Here is a 14,255-nt window from a genome sequence, read left to right on the forward strand (position 1 = left end):
AAATATATGCAATAAGATGGATAGTATTTTAGCCTGGCTTTTCTTCTTGGGAAAACTCCTTTTGCTGATGCTGCTGCTAGGTATTCCACTAATTTTGATCATAGTATTCTTAGCCAATGCAGTTTATAAAAGGATCTCTCCCAAATACGAGGAATTCAGAGAAAAGAGAATGAAGGAGCTTAAAGATAAAGATCAATCAAAGCCATAGCTCTCAAACTCATCCCAAGATTTAGATGAGCTTTTTCCGCTCCAAGGCTTTTTACCGTAGAATATAGAGCCTTCATCTTTAATGTGGTCAAAGGTGGTATTTATAAAGCTCACCTTCCTGAGGTCCGCATGTGATACATTAACGCTTTTTAGCAGTGCATCCTCAAATGTGGAGGATTTGACAAAAGACCTTTCAAAGGAGGAGTTGGATATAATGGTTTTCCTGAACTCACCGTCAGGTATCTGGCAATCGGAGAGGTCGCATCCATCTATAAGGCACTCTTGAAAACGCACCTGCCCCATAAAAGCTCCGAAAAAGGAAGATTTAGTAAGAGTACACTTTATAAACTTTGCTCTCTGAAGGTTGGCATGGTTGAAAGTGCATTCTTCAAGTATGCAGTTTTCAAAAACCGCTTCCCCCAGAAAGCTATCTGAGAAGTTAATGCCTCTTAGGGTACATCCTACAAATTTGGCACAGGTGAGAGTGGAAGCGCAAAAGCTTCCACCTTCCAGAACTAAATCTCTAAACTCTCTGAAGGAGAGGTCAACGTTCTCGTAGTTCATAAAGCTTTTGGCTTACACATATCTATGAGTTCTTGCACATCTTCCACCTGTTTGTACCTTCTCTTCACGGACTGCATCCTGTCTTCGTAGGTTTCCAGCTCAGCTTTGTAAAATACGCCTATAGGTACTGGAGCGTTCGGATCGTGATAGTGGTCAAGGTCATGGAAAGCAAGTTCAAGAGCCTTTCTGTAATCGGATGGGTCGTGTCCCTGCTCGTTTATGTCCTTCACCTTACCCTTATAGTACTGGAAGGTGTCCACTTTGTTAAAGGTGGGGCAGGGAGATATCACATTTACAAAGGAAAAGCCTTTATGCTGTATAGCTTGCTTTATCACCTCTGTCATGTGCTTGAGATTGCCCGCATAAGTCTGTGCAACAAAGGTGGCACCGTAGGAGAGCATGGTGGCTATGGGGTTTACAGGTCTGTCTATGGAGCCGTAAGGTGTTAGGGAGCCGTAAAGTCCTTCCCTTGAAGTTGGAGAAACTTGATTTTTGGTAAGACCATAAACCTGATTGTCCATACATATGACGGTTATGTCTATGTTTCTGCGTGCTGCGTGTGGGTTGTGTCCCGCGCCTATGGAGAAGAGGTCTCCGTCGCCCGTTTCCACTATGACGGTAAGGTCCGGCCTTGCCAGCTTTATGCCTACAGCTACTGGGATAGCTCTTCCGTGCAGTGAATGCACCGAGTAGTTTTTAACAAAGAGGGGAAGCCTTGAGGAACAACCTATACCGGATACGGAAACTATGTTTTCAGGCTTTAATCCAAGCTCCGAATAAGCTCTAGTTAGAGCCGCCACCACACCAAAATCACCGCATCCCGAACACCAGGTGGGTTCTACATCGCTCTTGTAGTCTGCAGGTTTTAAGTGAACTTCTAACATACTTACACCTCCTTTAAATTAGTCCGTAAGCCTTTTCGCCGTAAAGGTTTGCAGGTGTAAATTTGCCCTCCTCAATGTAAGAGTTCTCCAGTACATACTCTATAAACTCCTCTATCTCCCTCGGTATAAAGGGTTCTCCCCTGTATATGCAGTAGCTTATAGGTCTTATACGCGTTTCAGCCCTAAGCACAGTTGCAAGCTGACCGCTGTAGTTACTCTCAGGCATGATTATTCTCCTACAGCTTTTTGCAAAGTTTTCCAGTATATCCACCCTGAGTGGCCAGAGGAGCTTGGGATACAAGGCGTTTATTTTTCTACCTTTGCTCCTTAGTCTCTCAACAGCCTCCTTTGTAGCGGATGCGGTAAGACCCCAGGATATGATACCTATGTCAGCCTTCTCAAAGGGTGCATCCATCTCGTAAAACTTTTCCGCATCTTCCCTCAGGAGCTTTTCCATCTTCTTAAACCTTTTGTCCATCTGCCATGTTCTTATGTCAGGTCTGTTTCTTGGGTCTGAGTTTTCTTGACGCTCAAGCCCCGTTATGGCGTGTATGGCGTTGGGGTCTCCGGGTACACCCATAGGCGTTATGCCGTCCTCGGTAAAAAGGGCATACCTAAGAAATCTTCCAGCTCTTCTGAACTTACCCTCGGGGTCATCTTCTGCATTATAGACCCATCTGTTTATCACCTTAATGTCCTTTACCTTTGGAGTAGGGAAGGCTTCCGCTCTCAGAGAAAGGGATGCATCCGTCAGAACTATAACGGGTATCTGATACTTTTCCGCCAGATTGAAAGCCTCCACAGTAAGGTAAAAGCTCTCTTCCACATTGGTGGGAGCAAGCACTGCCCTTGGTATCTCACCGTGCCCTGAGTATATGGCGTGGTAGAGGTCTCCCTGTTCGTGCTTGGTAGGCATACCCGTTGCAGGTCCTACCCTCTGCACATCCACTATCACTATGGGAAGCTCCGTCATACCTGCGTAAGAGATAAACTCCGTCATAAGGCATAATCCCGGTCCGGAGGTGGCGGTCATAGCTTTTACGCCTGCAAAAGAAGCCCCTAAAGCCATACCGAGGGAGGCTATTTCATCCTCAGCTTGATAGAGCCAACCTCCCACCCTTATGAGGTCTTCTACTATGTAGTTTCCTACCGTCGTTGCCGGCGTTATGGGATAAGCTGCATAAAACTTACAGCCTGCCACCACCGCACCCTTGGCTATTGCCTGATTGCCCTCCATGATTACCACATCTTTTGGTTCCTTTGCAGGAGGGAAAAGGTATCCATCCAATTTCTTTATATTCTCCCTGACATAGTTTATACCCGTCTCCAGAGCCTTATAGTTTAGTTCTATTATCTCCTGTCCCTTTCTTAAAAACTTTGCTTTTATTGAGTCTTTTATAGACTGCACAGGTATATCAAACAGCCCACAGAGAACACCCAGAGCTATTACATTCTTTGTTATGTAAGCCTTCATTATGTCCTTTGCCAGATGGGAGAGGGGAACCGGATACATGACCACACCCTCGTGCTCCTCCGGCTCAAAATCCGAAGAGTCATAAACGAGCACCGTACCCGGCCTTAAATGCTTCCTGTTAAATTCGTAAGCCTCACCATTAAAACAGCACAGAATGTCAAAGCCATCTCCTGTTGTGTAAAGCTTTTTGTTGGAGACTCTGATGGTGGACTGGGCATACCCACCCTTTATCTCCGCGGGGAAGCTCTTAAAGTTAACCACATAATAACCAGCCCGTGCTGCAGATTCCGTCAAAAAATCCCCGGCGGATATAACACCTTCACCACCTTCACCACCTATTTTGATGGTCAAATCAAACGCCATAAGCTACCTCCTAACAGAAGAATAATTTAAAAAGTAAGCAATATTTTACCAGATTTAGATCATTACGATAAATATCATATCTTTTCCACTTGACAGCCTACTGTCTCATGCTAACTTTTTGTTAACTCAGAAGCAAGGAGGTAAAGCATGTCAATGGAAGTAGTTCCGGGACCTGCAGGTTATATACCAACACCACCTGCCTTTGAAGGCGTTGAGCTACCACCTCCGGGTAAGGCTCTTCTTTATGGAAAAATAGTGGACGAAGAGACCGCAATGAGGGAGGCAGCAAAGGCTATGCTCACTCGCAGAAATCCCACCATATTCCCGGGACCTTTAGTTCTCTGGGGATGGAATGCCAGCGCTATGGAGAAGGCAAAAGCGGTGCTGGAGCTGGCCATGGAGATACCCAACTGCAGGATAATACCCATGCCCGACTACAGACCCAAATATCCCAAGATAGACCCGGAGGCGGAGATAAACCCTAATCATCCCAACCTCACCATTCTTCACAACAAGATTGAGGCTGCTATATTTGTAGGTATACATTGTCACTATGCCAACCTGAGTTTGAGGATGATAAGAGCGGGTACTAACTGCTTTACCATAGCTCTCTGCGCGGAGATGGGACACGAAGATGCCATGGTTTCCCTCAGGGACCAGCACGCGGAAGAGATAAGAAGGTTCAGAGATGTGCTGGTTCAGGTGAGAGAGGAGCTTGGTATCAAGTGGGAGCCAAAGCTTCCACCTGAAAACCCATCGTTGCCACCAGAAAACTACGAAACCCTTTCCGTTGTAGATTACGGTGAATACTCTTACTTGCTCATACCCAGAAGGGGAGAGCATATAACAGAAAGTGAATAAAACTTTGGAGGTAGTAGCATGCCCGAGCAAAGAGTTGTAGATGCGGATTATCTTCTCTTAGAAGCACCAAGAGAGAGGAAGTTTATAACAGGCGCTCAGGCTATGGCGGAGGCTGTAAAGCGCGCCAATGTGGACATAGCCATAGCTTACCCGATTACTCCTCAGTCTGAGGTGATGCACTTAGTAGGTGATTTATGGGCTCAGGGATATCTCAAGGACTACTACAGGGCTGAAGAAGAGTACGGTGCCATGTCCGCCATAGCGGGAGCTGTTAGAGGTGGAGCAAGGGCTTTTTCTGCCACCTCTGGACCAGGGCTTTTGAGGGGTATTGAAGCTATAGCCTCCTGGCCAGGGCACAGAATACCCGCAGTTTTGGGAGTTCTCACCAGAGTGGTCAACGCACCCCTCTCCATACAGCCCGATAATGTGGAGATAGCTTACCTTCTCAACTGCGGTATGGTGGTGCTTCATGCAGAAAACCAGCAGGATGTTTTTGACTTTACCTTAGCAAGCTTTGTAATATCCGAGAAGGTGGATGTGTATATACCAGTAGCGGTGTGTACTGAGGGCTTTTTCGTCACCCACGCCAAGGGCTATGTTAACATGACCCCTGAGGATATGAAGCTACCTCCCAGAGACCCTTACAAGGCACCTGTACCCCCCACAGACTGCGAGATACCACCCGCAAGGATACAGAGGGACGCTCCGGTGCAGAAGTCCAACTTCATGAGCTACCTTATACACGCAGTGTGGCAGCAGGAGGTGTGGTCCTCCAACATAAGAGCCATGAAGTACATATACAAGTATCTGGGTGGACCCATAGAGGTGGTAAACCCCGACGCGGAGGTGTTTGTGGTAGCTTCTGGATGTGCTGCAGCGCAAGGAAGGGAAGCGGTGCGCTACGCACAGATGGAGGGTCTCAATGTGGGACTCGTGAAAGTAAAGTCCATAAGACCATTCCCAGAGAAGGAGATAAGAGAGGCTCTCTCCAAGGCTAAAGCGGTCATAGTGCCAGAACACAACATAGTAGGCTGGCTTGCCAGAGAGGTGAAGGCAGTCCTGCCCAACAACGACAGGGTTATAGGCGGACCCAGAGTCTATGGCGGTATGACCCTGCCGGTGGAGCTTATAATGGAGAAGGTCTACGATGCCTTTGGCATAAAGAAACAAAAGAAGGTTGTAGTATAAAAACTTTTAAGGAGGTAGAAAGATGGGTTTGGAATATGTAAGGATATCACCGGGCTTTGAGAGATACATGCCCAAAGACTACGTGGACTTGGTCAAGTACGGGCAGTTTGGCAGGCAGATGGATGTCCAGCAACTGGGTCAGTTCAAAGAGCTGGTGGAAGAGCATCCCATGTGCGCGGGATGCTTCATGGCTTACTTCATAAGGGTGTTCTACGCAGCTCTTCCCAATCCAGAAGATACAATAGTGATAGGCACAGCAGGCTGTGCCAGACTGGCTCTTTCTCAGGCAGCAGTCCCCTTTATATACGGCAACTACGGAGACACCAATGCGGTGGCCTCCGGACTCAAGAGAGCTCTCACCATACGTTTCCCCGACAAGGTCAAGGATGTGGTGGTAATGGCTGGCGACGGTGGTCTTATTGACATAGGCTTTGGCATGACCATGCACTCCTGGTTCAGGCGCGAGAAGTTCACCACCATCATGGTAGACAACGAGGTTTACGGAAACACAGGTGGACAGGAAAGCGGTATGTCTCCTAAGGGAGTCCAGCTCAAGATGGCACCTAAAGGCAAGCAGTTTGACAAGATAAACGCTGTGGAGCTGGCAAAAGTAGCTGGATGCGTTTATGTGGCAAAGCTCGCTCCTACCAATCCCAAGAGGATAGCCAAGACCATAAGGAGAGCTGTGCTGGCGGCAAGGCACTTTGGACCTACCTTTATCCACGCCTACACCTCCTGCAACATAGAGTACTCCATACCCACCGAAAAGGTGCTGGAAGATGCAAGGAAGAGAGAAAAGCAAGACTTTGGTTTCTACGAGTGGATGACGGATGAGGTAAAAGAGTACTTTGAAGAGTTAGAAAGGAAGCCAGAGGAGGTAAGAACATGAAACGCTATAATATAAGAATAGCAGGCGTTGGTGGGCAGGGAGTTGTCACCTCTGCCCACATTCTTGGTAATGCCATGTCCGCGGCAGGAAAGTACGCCACTCTTGTCCCCTTTTTCGGCTCTGAAAAGAGAATGGCACCGGTTGAAGCGTATGTGAGAGTCTCAGACCAGCCCATATACGAGGTGGGTGAGGTGGTCTACCCCAACGTGATAATGATATACCACCCCCAAGTTATAACTCACGGCAAGTCTTACACCATGCCCTTTTATTCAGGTCTTAAAGAGAACGGCCTTGTGATAATAAACACGGACGCGGACATAATACCCGAAGAAGACTGGAAGATACTCAATGACCTAAACACAAGGGTTCATATGTTCCCTGCCACCAAACTGGCACTTGAGATAGCCGGCACCGAGCTTGCCACCAACATGGCTATGATAGGTCTCTTCTTTGGCATCACAAAGCTTGTGGGCTTTGAACACATAGAGCAGGCTGTAAGAGAGAGATTCCTAGGTAATACCTTCGTGGCTTCTGGGGGTACCACAGCCCTTGACAGCGCCATAGAGAAGAAGTTCAAAAAGAAGATGGAGCTACTTGAAAAGAACATGCAGGTCATAAGAGAAGCCTTTAAGATAGCGGAGGAGCGTGGCTGGGTAGAGGAAGAGGCTTACACTTCTTAAGGAGGTTGGCTGAGGTATGTACTATGTGGCTGATGTAAACGAAACAGACTGCGCCAAATATAACTGCAAGCAGTGCGTGCTTTTCTGTCCTGAGCCTAACACGCTTATGTACCACGACTCCAAGCATGTGGCTTGGGTCAATTACTCCAGATGTAAAGGCTGTGCCATATGTGTGTATGTGTGTTCTGACCTCCTCAAAAGAAACTGCATACAGATGGTTATGGTGACTGCAGGAGACTGATATGATGGAAGAAAAGTTCAGAGACCTTGCGGAGGAAGTCAAAAAGAGCATGGCTAATCCAGATATTGACATGGAGCTCTGCTTTCCCAGCGAGGCGGACGAGGGATGCGAGCTCAAAAAGTACCCTTACCTTAGGGTCAGGTACATAGTGGAAGGGCATGATGTGTATGAAAAAGAGATAGACATAGACCCGGAGTACTGGGAAAAGGACGTAAAAGACCTTGCCAACTTCATAACCTTCCAGATACAGCAGTTCATGGAGGAGATAGACTCGGTAGAGTACGGCGGAGAGTAGCTCATGCTTTCTGCCTTCGTGATAACGGGCTTTCTGGGAAGCGGCAAGACTACTCTTCTGATGAACTCTGTAAGGGAGCACCTGAAAAACAGAAGGATAGCCATAATAGTCAACGAGTTTGGAGAGGTAGGAGTTGATGGGAAAATACTAAAAAACGCTTACTCTCAGGTGCTGGAGCTTCCAGAAGGCTGCATATGTTGCACCCTTCACGCGGAGTTTGAGAAGGCTCTCTGGGAAATAAGACAGAAGTATGACCCTGAGGTGCTTCTGGTGGAGACTTCCGGTGCAGCCGAACCCTTCCCTGTGATGCTCAGCCTCCAGAGTCTGGGATGCACCGTAGAAGGTGTAATGTGCCTCATAGATGCCTATAACTTTGAAAAGTATTCACACGAGCCTACCACAAGGCACCAGATAGGAAGCTCCAACATGCTGGTTCTTAACAAAACGGACCTGGTGGACGAGGAGAAGCTAAAAAGCGTAGAGCAGGAAGTGGTTCGCATATGGCACTCCTACAGGCTCAAAAACCTCTTTACGGGTGAGCCTGTATTCAGAGACTTTAAACTCTACAAAACCAGCTACGGAAAGCTACCTGTGGAAGTCTTTGAGGGCATCTTTGCGCTAAAAGCGAAGCTGGAAGCTCCCGAAGAAGACTACCACCAGCACCACCTTGAGCATCAGGTCCTTTACTTTGACCAGCCTTTGGAGTATGAAAAGCTTGTGAGCCTGCTGGAGAGTTTTCCCAAAGAAGTGTTCAGAGCTAAAGGTGTAGTAAGAGTAAAAGAGGTTCCGCAGGCTCTCGTGGTTAACTACGCCTTTGGTGGTCTGGACCTTAGCCAGACACTTCCCGACTATCAGGGTAAATCCTTCCTGGTGGTAATCAAAAAATCTGACAACTGAAGGAGGAGGCGCATGCTTCTGGAAGCTATAGCTATTTCCCTGCCAGCTCTGTCTGCTATATCTTCCCTTTTTCTGGAGAAAAGGCTCTATGCGAGGCTTAGCACCATTGCTACAGGCATTTCTTTTCTTCTGAGCCTGCTGATTTTGTTGCTGGGAAGAGGCTCGGCAGATATTCCGCTCCTGAGGTTTGACGGGCTTGGAAGTCTTCTGGCTTCTTACATACTGCTGGTCAGCCTTGTGATACACAAATATTCAGAAAACTACATGAAGGACGAGCAAGGATACAGAAGGTACTTCTTTCTCCTTGACATTATGACGCTTAATTTGCTCCTTCTCGTGCTGGCGGACCATATGCTTTTGCTCTTTGCCTGCTGGCACCTTATGGGCGTTTTGCTCTATATACTCCTTACTTTTAACCACAGGAGGCTGGAGGCTTTTGAATACGGGAATTTTGCGCTCTTTACCCACAGGTTTGCGGACGTGCCACTGCTTCTGGCTATTCTCATGCTCTACAAGGCTTACGGGACTTTTAGCGTAAGCGAGCTGATAAAAGCCACGCTGGCGGAGCCAAAAGGGGAGCTGTGGGTGGTTTCTCTACTGGTGATTGTCAGTGGTCTTCTCAAGTCCGCTCAGATTCCTTTTCATCTGTGGCTGGTTTACAGTATGGAAGGACCCACTCCTGTCTCTGCTCTCATGCACGCAGGTATAGTCAACGCGGGTGCTTTTCTTGCCAACAGGTTTGCCTTTCTCTTTCCTTACGACCAGTATGGTCTTAACCTTGCTTTTATGGTAGGTATAATCACCGCCATCTTAGGCTCTATGCTCATGCTCATGCAGAACGACATAAAGAAGGCTCTGGGTTATTCCACTGTGGGACAGATGGGATACATGATGATGGAAATAGGCGTTGGTGCCTTTGCCCTTGCGGTTTATCACATGATGGCTCACGGCATATTCAAGGCAACTCTATTTCTATCTTCTGGTAGCGTGATACACGAAGCGAGAAAGGACACCAACATACCCAGGGACGAGGTTTACGATGCTCTCGTCAGGAAGGAAGTTTCCCAGAGGGAGATGCCTGTCGTTCTCTACGGAGTTCTTACTCTGCTCGTTCCACTTCTTCTGGTGGTGGGTGCCCACGCGGTGTTTGAATACGAGATTCTGAGATACAAAACCCAGCTGGTTCTTCTCTTCTTTGGATGGGCTACCTCCGCTCAGATACTTATAAACCTCTTCAGGCTCGGTAGAGAAAAGCCTCTTCTTACCTCAGTCCTGGGCGTGCTTTCTCTCTTTGTCCTTCTTAGTGTTTACGTGCTTGCAGGAGAGAGCCTCAAGAACCTCATAATGCCTTATGAGGGTCTTCAGGAACGCATAATGGAGGTGGCATCCTCCAACACCGCTTTCATCCTTGGAGGTATACTGCTGAGCCTTCTGCTGGTGATGGTAGGCTGGGTGCTGGTGTACTTTGCCAGCAAGGACAAGCCTGTGGAGGTGCATCTGAGCCTTTATGCTCACCTCTCGCGCGAGCTGTATTTCCCTGACATATACAGACTTGTTGGAAGGTTCTTTAAAAGGCTCTCTTACCTTACCAGTTTTGGCGCAGTGCCCTTGTATCTGTTTTACTACGATGGGGGTTCTCTCAGGGGTGTTTCTTTTGATGTGCTGCTGCTGACGCTCTTTGTCCCTCTCTTTCCTCTGAGCCTCATAACATCCTATTTCATCAGGAGGTTCTGGATTTACTCCCTGCCTGCTCTTGTGGGAATTGCTTTCGTGCTTCTGTGGAACCTGCCCCTGCCTTCAGACAGGGTCCTTTACTCGCTTGCTGTTTTGACGCTTCTGTTTCACTCTCTTAGAGCCTTTCAGAGCCAGAGCATGGGTGAGCTTCTTGGGGAGCTTTACCCTGCGCTTTTGAGCCTTGTGTGGCTATCCGGAAAAGAGCACTTTCTTCTGATAGTTCCCGCGCTTTTGCTTCTCTTTCTATCTGGTCTTTACCTTAAGGCAAGCCTTGGGACTGCAAGCTTTACCTACGCGGGAGGTCTTTTAGAGAAAATGCCCCTCTTTTCCTTCCTCTTTGTGGTTGTCTCTCTTTATGCCTGCATGTTTCCTCCCATGCCTACTTTTTACTCTCTGTGGGAGGCTCTCTTAAAGACTGATATCTCTCTTGGTGCCCTTCTTCTTGCTGGCTGGTTTCTCCTTGGAAGTGCGCTGGTGGTCAGTGCCTGCAGGATCCTTTACGGAAAGCCAAAAGAAGACCTCTACTATCCCAACTTTTGAGGAGGTAAAGCATGGAACTTGGGAAAAAGCTATACATAAGGTCTCTGGTTAATGTAGCGTCCGAGCCTATAACTTACTACTGGCCCATGAGGACCTTTATAACCAGAAACCCCCTCAGAGAGCTTGAGGATCTACCCTTCAGAGAAGCTATAAAGGAAGGCGAGCTTCTCTTTGGTGGCAGGGGCTACCTCAGGAGAGAAGACTACAGGCATCTCTACTCTATGGGGCACATAAAGGAGGAATTCTTAAGAGAGAGCATAAAAGAGTTTCTCTCTTCGCTGGAGCTTTCTGAAAGTCTACCATACGAGGAGCTCGTCTTTGCTCTCCTCACCCAAAAGATAACAGAGCCCGCTTACAACCTCCTGCACAGAGGAAAAGCCAAAGAGGAGATTCTGGAGGCTCTCTCAGAGTACTTTATGGAAGACCCTTCGGAAGTGTGCAGGGAGCTCTTTCTGTCCATAGGAGTGAAAAACACCCTGCAGGACCTTATAAAGCTCCTGACGGGCAAAGATCCGGGCAGGCTTATAGACGAGCTTGTCATAAAGACCGCCTTTGACTTTCTGGACGAAGGTCAGTCCACCATAGACATGCCCGGCAGAGATGCAGGGCTCTACAGAGCCTGGAGAGAGCTTGCAAGAAGGAATCTGAGATTCCTTCTCTGGACGGGAAGGAGCCTTGTAAGCATGCTAAAAGACCTGGAAGAGCCAGAAGAAGCCATAGAGTATGTGCTTACCTCTTACGAGCTTCCCCAGCCTGCGTGGGAAGGCTATATAACCCTTGAGCTTGCAAAACTCAAAGGTATAGCGGGTTTCATAAAGTGGCGCTCTCACAACAAGTACTACTACTGGCAGAAGGTCCACCCGGTGGACATGGTGGACTACGCTGCCATAAGGCTCCTGGTTGCCAAGTCCGTGCTGGATGCAAGCTCAAAGGACCTTCCCTTCAGACCCACCTATCGCGGAATAGAAGAGTTTTTGAGTAAAGAAAAAGAAAAGGCTTACCTTATGCATGAGTTTAGCTCCAGAAACTGCCCGCCACAGGTTGCGGAAGACTACAGGAAGTATCTTAAAAACCCGGCAAAGCACCTTCAGGAGTATATCACCCTCAAGGCTCAGATAAAAGCAAAGAGCTACTACAGATTTCTTTCCGACTGGCTGAAAGCGGTGGACCTGAGGCTTGAAGACCTGAGCGCTCAGGAGGTGCTGGAACTTCTCAGGCTTTACCATCTTCTCAAAGAGGAAGAAGGCTACGTATGGCTCAGGGCTTTTGAGGAGACCCACATACAGAAGTTGGTGGAAAGTATAAAACTCCCCGAAAAAAATCAGGAAAAGCCTTTAGCTCAGGCACTCTTTTGCATAGATGTGAGGTCAGAAAGGTTCAGGAGGAAATTAGAATCCGTTGGCAACTACCAGACCTTTGGGGTTGCTGGATTTTTTGGTATTCCCGTTGCCATGGTGGACCTGCGCAAGGGACACGAGGAGTTTCTCTGTCCTGTGATAGTAACTCCCAAAAATGTAGTCTTTGAAATGCCTTACTCCAGAAAAGGAATTGAAAAAGATAAAGCACTCAGCCAGCTACTACACGGCGTAAAAGACCACATACTGGCACCCTTCGTGGCAGTGGAGATGCTGGGCTTTGCTTTTGGATTTGACTTTATAGGCAAAACCTTCCTGCCGGATACCTACGCAAAAGCCAAAGACCTCATGTGGAAAGAGAGCGTAAAGACCTCCATGATGGTAAACAAGCTCTCCGAAAAGGAGATAGAAGACATAACCACCTATTACTACACTTCCCTCATAAAGAAAGCGCTGGAGGAGATGGGTATCAAAGATGCGGACCCCTACCTGCTCTTTCAGACGTGCCTTGAGGAGGAGGTTTCCCTTCCAGAAGAGCTAAGAAGCGTGGTTGAAGTCCTCAGGAGCAAATACCGCGTAGAGCGTGGTTTTGTAAAGCTCTTTGAAGAAAGGCTCAGAAGTTTGGGCTTTACCAAAGAAGAGCAGGCTTTCCTGGTTTCAACTACTCTAAAGAGCATAGGTCTGGTCAAAGACTTTGCTCCGATAGTTTTTGTCCTTGGGCACGAGAGCAGGTCTGAGAACAACCCCTACGAGTCGGCTCTTGACTGCGGAGCCTGCGGTGGTGCGTCGGGTATATACAATGCGCGCATATTCTGCACCATGGCTAACGACCCGGCTGTTAGGCAGATAATGAAGCAAAAGCACGGGCTGAACATTCCTGAGGAAACGGTCTTTCTGCCGGGCATTCACAACACCACCACCGACCAAATTGTGCTTTATGACCTTGAGTACCTCCCCGCCAGATATGTACCCATGCTGGAGAGAATAAGAAGGGATTTTGAAGAGGCAAGAAGGCTTACTGCGCAGGAGAGAGCTATTGCGCTGGACGCAGGCAGTCCTGAGCAGGTCTACAGAAAAGCCTACGACTGGTCTGAGGTAAGACCCGAGTGGGGACTTTCTGGCAACTACGCCTTCGTGATAGGAAGGAGGGATATAACAAAGCTTTCAGAGCTTGAAGGCAGAGTCTTCCTGCACTCCTACGATTATACGGTGGACCCCAAGGGATTTCTACTTGAGAACATACTGGCTGGTCCCGCGGTGGTAGGTCAGTGGATAAACATGGAGTACTATTTTTCTACCACGGACAACGAGGTTTACGGTAGCGGTAGTAAGGTTTACCACAACGTAGTGGGAAGGATAGGCGTGATGACAGGAAACTACAGCGACCTGAGAACGGGACTCCCTGCCCAGACGGTTCTGAAGGAAGGAAAGCCTTTCCATGTGCCCGTCAGATACACCCTCGTGATAGAAGCTCCTCTGGAACTTTCCCAGAGGGCCATAAGCAGGATAAGGAAGATAAGAGACCTTATGCAGAACGAGTGGATAAATGTTGTGGTTTTTGACCCGCAGAAGGGTGTCTTTTACAGATACTTAAAAGGTTCGTGGGTAGAATACCAGAAAAAACAGGAGGTGAAAGTATGAACAGCGTAAAGCTTCACGAGATGAAAAAGGTAGAGATAATCGTCAGAGGGGAAGACTTGGAGTTTGTCCTTGACCTGCTGGAGAAGGCAGGAGTGAGCGGATACACCATCTTTCACAACCTTTCGGGCAAGGGAAGCCACGGCTTTCACGAGGGGCACCTTCTTTTTAACGAGGAGGACACGCTGGTGATGGTGGTGTCGGTGATGCCGGATAAAATAGTGGAGGCTGTGCTGGAGGGTATAACGCCATTTCTCAACAAGCACTCCGGTGTGGTCTTTGTGAGCAGTGTGATGGTGAGCAGGCTTGCCAAGTTTGGTAAGACGGAAGTGAGTGCGGGTGGAGGGAGTTGAACCCTCACGGCCGTAAGGCCACGGGATCCTGAGTCCCGCGCGTCTGCCAGTTCCGCCACACCCGCTGATTATGAAATTATAATATCTTTGCG

At 48.2% G+C, this 14,255-nt stretch carries 14 protein-coding genes and 1 tRNA gene; 11 read left to right on the forward strand and 4 right to left on the reverse strand.

Annotated features, from left to right (window positions below):
- The first annotated feature begins 16 nt into the window (after positions 1-16).
- Positions 17-208 carry a hypothetical protein gene (locus tag HTH_RS05480; protein ID WP_012963728.1) on the forward strand — a complete coding sequence of 64 codons (192 nt, stop codon included), beginning with the start codon at positions 17-19 and terminating at the stop codon, positions 206-208.
- On the opposite strand, the gene HTH_RS05485 is transcribed toward HTH_RS05480, so the two are convergent.
- The 3 genes from HTH_RS05485 to HTH_RS05495 are packed head-to-tail and all read right to left on the reverse strand — an operon-like array spanning position 193 to position 3,492.
- Positions 193-771, reverse strand: a complete 579-nt coding sequence (locus HTH_RS05485; RefSeq protein ID WP_012963729.1) for a pentapeptide repeat-containing protein — start codon at positions 769-771, stop codon at positions 193-195. The genes HTH_RS05480 and HTH_RS05485 overlap by 16 nt on opposite strands.
- A complete protein-coding gene (locus tag HTH_RS05490) occupies positions 768-1,655 on the reverse strand; it encodes a 2-oxoacid:ferredoxin oxidoreductase subunit beta (RefSeq protein WP_012963730.1) in 888 nt (295 codons plus the stop codon). Before HTH_RS05490 ends, HTH_RS05485 begins: the two co-directional genes overlap by 4 nt.
- A 13-nt stretch (positions 1,656-1,668) precedes the next feature.
- Entirely contained in the window at positions 1,669-3,492 is a 1,824-nt protein-coding gene (locus HTH_RS05495) for a 2-oxoacid:acceptor oxidoreductase subunit alpha (RefSeq protein WP_012963731.1), read from the reverse strand.
- A 147-nt stretch (positions 3,493-3,639) separates the two neighbouring features.
- On the opposite strand from HTH_RS05495, the gene HTH_RS05500 reads away from it, so the two are divergent.
- From HTH_RS05500 to HTH_RS09675, 10 genes are read left to right on the forward strand one after another with little or no spacing between them, the layout of a single operon-like run.
- The gene (locus HTH_RS05500) at positions 3,640-4,353 is read left to right on the forward strand and encodes a carbon monoxide dehydrogenase beta subunit family protein (RefSeq protein WP_012963732.1); all 714 of its coding nucleotides are present in this window, start codon (positions 3,640-3,642) and stop codon (positions 4,351-4,353) included.
- 18 nt (positions 4,354-4,371) lie between these two features.
- Entirely contained in the window at positions 4,372-5,541 is a 1,170-nt protein-coding gene (locus tag HTH_RS05505) for a transketolase C-terminal domain-containing protein (protein ID WP_012963733.1), read from the forward strand.
- A gap of 22 nt (positions 5,542-5,563) precedes the next feature.
- Positions 5,564-6,430, forward strand: coding sequence for a thiamine pyrophosphate-dependent enzyme (locus HTH_RS05510; protein ID WP_012963734.1), 867 nt, complete (start codon positions 5,564-5,566; stop codon positions 6,428-6,430).
- Positions 6,427-7,110 carry a 2-oxoacid:acceptor oxidoreductase family protein gene (locus tag HTH_RS05515; protein WP_012963735.1) on the forward strand — a complete coding sequence of 228 codons (684 nt, stop codon included), beginning with the start codon at positions 6,427-6,429 and terminating at the stop codon, positions 7,108-7,110. The genes HTH_RS05510 and HTH_RS05515 overlap by 4 nt, the downstream gene beginning before the upstream one ends.
- A 16-nt stretch (positions 7,111-7,126) precedes the next feature.
- Positions 7,127-7,351, forward strand: a complete 225-nt coding sequence (locus tag HTH_RS05520; RefSeq protein ID WP_012963736.1) for a hypothetical protein — start codon at positions 7,127-7,129, stop codon at positions 7,349-7,351.
- A 1-nt stretch (position 7,352) separates the two neighbouring features.
- Positions 7,353-7,646, forward strand: a complete 294-nt coding sequence (locus HTH_RS05525; RefSeq protein ID WP_012963737.1) for a hypothetical protein — start codon at positions 7,353-7,355, stop codon at positions 7,644-7,646.
- Between the two features lie 3 nt (positions 7,647-7,649).
- The gene (locus HTH_RS05530; RefSeq protein ID WP_012963738.1) at positions 7,650-8,543 is read left to right on the forward strand and encodes a CobW family GTP-binding protein; all 894 of its coding nucleotides are present in this window, start codon (positions 7,650-7,652) and stop codon (positions 8,541-8,543) included.
- A 12-nt stretch (positions 8,544-8,555) separates the two neighbouring features.
- Entirely contained in the window at positions 8,556-10,817 is a 2,262-nt protein-coding gene (locus tag HTH_RS05535) for a proton-conducting transporter membrane subunit (RefSeq protein WP_012963739.1), read from the forward strand.
- 11 nt (positions 10,818-10,828) lie between these two features.
- Positions 10,829-13,813: a DUF2309 domain-containing protein gene (locus tag HTH_RS05540; RefSeq protein WP_012963740.1), complete on the forward strand. Its 2,985-nt coding sequence runs from the start codon at positions 10,829-10,831 to the stop codon at positions 13,811-13,813.
- Positions 13,810-14,163: a DUF190 domain-containing protein gene (locus HTH_RS09675; protein WP_012963741.1), complete on the forward strand. Its 354-nt coding sequence runs from the start codon at positions 13,810-13,812 to the stop codon at positions 14,161-14,163. Before HTH_RS05540 ends, HTH_RS09675 begins: the two co-directional genes overlap by 4 nt.
- Here the strand turns inward: HTH_RS09675 and HTH_RS05545 are convergent.
- Positions 14,145-14,228 (reverse strand) — tRNA-Leu (locus HTH_RS05545). The two genes, HTH_RS09675 and HTH_RS05545, sit on opposite strands and share 19 nt — an antisense overlap.
- Positions 14,229-14,255 lie beyond the last annotated feature (27 nt).

It is taken from the genome of Hydrogenobacter thermophilus TK-6, assembly GCF_000010785.1.
GTDB classification, from domain to species: Bacteria; Aquificota; Aquificia; order Aquificales; family Aquificaceae; genus Hydrogenobacter; species Hydrogenobacter thermophilus.

Excerpts from the sequence above, each read along its gene's own strand:
- HTH_RS05480 (WP_012963728.1), top strand. The coding sequence starts at position 17 with ATGGATAGTATTTTAGCCTGGCTTTTCTTCTTGGGAAAACTCCTTTTG.
- HTH_RS05485 (WP_012963729.1), bottom strand. The coding sequence starts at position 771 with ATGAACTACGAGAACGTTGACCTCTCCTTCAGAGAGTTTAGAGATTTA.
- HTH_RS05490 (WP_012963730.1), bottom strand. The coding sequence starts at position 1,655 with ATGTTAGAAGTTCACTTAAAACCTGCAGACTACAAGAGCGATGTAGAA.
- HTH_RS05495 (WP_012963731.1), bottom strand. The coding sequence starts at position 3,492 with ATGGCGTTTGATTTGACCATCAAAATAGGTGGTGAAGGTGGTGAAGGT.
- HTH_RS05500 (WP_012963732.1), top strand. The coding sequence starts at position 3,640 with ATGTCAATGGAAGTAGTTCCGGGACCTGCAGGTTATATACCAACACCA.
- HTH_RS05505 (WP_012963733.1), top strand. The coding sequence starts at position 4,372 with ATGCCCGAGCAAAGAGTTGTAGATGCGGATTATCTTCTCTTAGAAGCA.
- HTH_RS05510 (WP_012963734.1), top strand. The coding sequence starts at position 5,564 with ATGGGTTTGGAATATGTAAGGATATCACCGGGCTTTGAGAGATACATG.
- HTH_RS05515 (WP_012963735.1), top strand. The coding sequence starts at position 6,427 with ATGAAACGCTATAATATAAGAATAGCAGGCGTTGGTGGGCAGGGAGTT.
- HTH_RS05520 (WP_012963736.1), top strand. The coding sequence starts at position 7,127 with ATGTACTATGTGGCTGATGTAAACGAAACAGACTGCGCCAAATATAAC.
- HTH_RS05525 (WP_012963737.1), top strand. The coding sequence starts at position 7,353 with ATGATGGAAGAAAAGTTCAGAGACCTTGCGGAGGAAGTCAAAAAGAGC.
- HTH_RS05530 (WP_012963738.1), top strand. The coding sequence starts at position 7,650 with ATGCTTTCTGCCTTCGTGATAACGGGCTTTCTGGGAAGCGGCAAGACT.
- HTH_RS05535 (WP_012963739.1), top strand. The coding sequence starts at position 8,556 with ATGCTTCTGGAAGCTATAGCTATTTCCCTGCCAGCTCTGTCTGCTATA.
- HTH_RS05540 (WP_012963740.1), top strand. The coding sequence starts at position 10,829 with ATGGAACTTGGGAAAAAGCTATACATAAGGTCTCTGGTTAATGTAGCG.
- HTH_RS09675 (WP_012963741.1), top strand. The coding sequence starts at position 13,810 with ATGAACAGCGTAAAGCTTCACGAGATGAAAAAGGTAGAGATAATCGTC.